The following is a 2,700-nucleotide window of genomic DNA, read 5'->3' on the forward strand; positions in this document are numbered from 1 at the left end:
TCTCCACTATTACGGCTAAGTTCTCTATAAACTGTCTCCACTATTACGGCTAAGTTCTCTATAAACTGAGCTTCTATGGCAGTCGATGGCAAGGGCAATGTTTTTTATTGATACACCTTGTTCTAAAAGGGCTGAAATCTGGTATCTTTTCCCTTCAGTCAATTGTTGATACTTCATGTTGGAACTGCTTGTTTCTTTGGTCAGAAGAGCATACCAATCTCAACAATTGGCTGTCTTCCTCAGTCCTACCAATGAAGTGTCGCACTTATTATCTGAATTCGGGGTTAACGAATAACTCACTTTTGTTAGGTAACCTTTGTTGTTAAAGAACCCGTCCAGATTCGCCTAGCCTTAAAAGACCAGTTGCTAACGCCACTGGTCTTTTTTGTGCTTCATTCAAAGAAATACAAATTATTACTCGTGGTGTGCTCAACACCCATGACGCAGCCAAGTTATGTTGGTACGTTAGACGGTGGTAGGCCAAATATTGTCCGTTTTAAACTATTGTCCGCTTAAAACAACACACGCTTAGAAAGGAATTCTATGTTCGAACAGGTCGTTAGCATTCTGTTTCCCGTTTTTGCACTCGCCAGTGCTGGCTTTGCAGTCGGCCGTTGGCTTAAGCCCGATTTCAAGCCAATCAATCGCATTAATATGGATGTCTGTATTCCTGCTTTGGTGTTTGCATCGCTGACCACCATGCCACTCGACACCGAACAACTGCCGCTGATTTCTGCCTCTTTGGTTGCGGTGTTAGTACCCGCACTACTGATGATTCCGATCTGTAAGATCTTTAAGCTCAACTTCAAAGCTTGGGCTCCACCACACATGTTTCGTAATAGCGGCAACCTTGCAATCCCCCTATTCACGTATACCTTTGGCGAAAGTGCATTAGCCCCAGCGGTACTGCTGTTTGTGGTATCGGCATGTGTTCATATCAGTGTAGGCTTAGCGTTATTAAGCGAAGGTAACCCGATCAAACAGATCTTCAAGATGCCAATATTCTTGGCTGCTTTATTAGCAATGACACTGAATTTATCCGGTATTGCAGTGTGGAATCCTATCTACGAAGCCACATCGCTACTTGGGCAAGCTGCTGTCCCGATCATGCTGTTGTCACTAGGCTCACAAATGGTCAACTTGAGGCTGAGTGGTCTGAAAGTCGGCTTGTTATGTACAGCGCAATCTCTGTTCACTGGAGCGATCGCTTTTACGATCATCTACTTCTTCATTCCTCTACCCACTCTACACTTGCAGATGATGGTACTGTTCACCATGCTGCCACCTGCTGTGATGAATTACCTGTTTGCAGAAAGGTTCAACGTAGAGCCACCTAAGGTCGCCTCTATGGTTTTATTCGGCAACTTCTTAAGCGTGATAACGCTGCCTATATTGCTGTCTTTTGCCCTGTCCATGTCCTAAAATTTTCTGCGAGCCCGCTGTACGACAGGTATAAAAAATGGGCAGATAGACTGCCCATTTTTTCATCAGGATGGAGGTGAGAGGCTTACTTCCAGAACTGAATGCTATTGAAGTTGCTGTATTTCTTCACTGCACCGTCGTACTTCGCTTTCATTGCAGCGAAGTCACTATCCGTTAAATCAGATGCTGTTGAAGACTCTAGATCCACAGCTTTAAGCGTCTCAAGTGCGCTTGCTTTTAGACTAGCTGCTGAGATTTTCTTGCTGCCATCATTAGTAAGCGTTGCAGACGTCACTTTCTCGCGACCCGCAAGGTCGGCTGCAGTTGCAGTACAATTCTCATCTCGGTTGAAACCTTTGTACCAAGTCAGCGTTTTCTCGCCATCAGCGATTTGTTTGATCGTACAAGCATCAGGGCTCAGGCCAACCAGTTTATTCGCATTATTAAAGTTATAAGCAATCAAGTCTGACGGAGACTGTTTTGAATACTTATCTTTTTGCGTGAGCTTGTTGTCTGTTGAGCGAGCCATACGACTAACCGTCGAAGCAAAATAGAAATCAGAGTTACCTTTAGAAGGAGATACTGTATCTTTCATCGCCCAGAAGTACGGTGTCTTAGTATTTTCTAAACTAACGTTAGAACCGTATAGGTACGCAAAAGAATTTACGATAGCATCTTGGCCATCAGCAAAGTTGTCAGCCCACTGGTACGCTCGGTAACCAATTTTCTGACCATCTTCCGACCCGTAATCCATGTAATGCTCGATGGTGAACTCACCGGAAGGCGCTTTCTTCACTTTCGCAAGATCACCTACCAACTTACCTTTGAATTTAAATAGGAAGGTATTTGATATTTCTTGCCCATTCAGGCTGATTTTATCGATAGAGTATTGGGTCTCGTCAGCAGATCCATAGCGAGTAAAGAAAACAAGACCACTTGTCGTCTTTGCCATTGCTTTGTCTACTTTATTCACGTCAAAGCACAATTCGCTGCGCCGTCTTCAACTTCAAAAGCAATCGTAGCGCCATCTTTAGTGATCACACAAACTTGGTTATTTAAGTTGAACGGCGTTGTTGACTAAATCAGTTGGAACCTTTTCTCAGTCCTGCGATCTGATCCCATGTAGTAGAAGCATGGTGTTGTTATGGGTAAGTCGAAGAAGAAGATAGCGAACTGGAGTGAGTATAATGAAGCCTTGTGCAAGCGAGGCTCAGTAACGTTTTGGATTGACGACTCAGCCGTTGAAGCATGGCAATGTAAAAGTCACCATGGTAAACG

At 44.1% G+C, this 2,700-nt stretch carries 2 protein-coding genes and 2 pseudogenes; 2 read left to right on the forward strand and 2 right to left on the reverse strand.

Features of this window, described 5'->3' with window-relative positions; genetic code table 11:
• Nucleotides 1-45: 45 nt before the first annotated feature.
• Nucleotides 46-177: pseudogene (locus L1D55_RS26965) on the reverse strand (helix-turn-helix domain-containing protein); the annotation flags it as partial.
• 366 nt (nucleotides 178-543) lie between these two features.
• Here L1D55_RS26965 and L1D55_RS26970 point away from each other — a divergent pair.
• Nucleotides 544-1,422, forward strand: coding sequence for an AEC family transporter (locus L1D55_RS26970; protein WP_116871010.1), 879 nt, complete (start codon nucleotides 544-546; stop codon nucleotides 1,420-1,422).
• Between the two features lie 85 nt (nucleotides 1,423-1,507).
• On the opposite strand, the gene L1D55_RS26975 is transcribed toward L1D55_RS26970, so the two are convergent.
• Entirely contained in the window at nucleotides 1,508-2,374 is an 867-nt protein-coding gene (locus tag L1D55_RS26975) for a hypothetical protein (protein ID WP_239919492.1), read from the reverse strand.
• A gap of 192 nt (nucleotides 2,375-2,566) precedes the next feature.
• Here L1D55_RS26975 and L1D55_RS26980 point away from each other — a divergent pair.
• Nucleotides 2,567-2,700: pseudogene (locus L1D55_RS26980) on the forward strand (IS5/IS1182 family transposase); the annotation flags it as partial.

The organism is Vibrio sp. Isolate22 (assembly GCF_022398115.1).
In the GTDB taxonomy this organism is placed as follows: domain Bacteria; phylum Pseudomonadota; class Gammaproteobacteria; order Enterobacterales; family Vibrionaceae; genus Vibrio.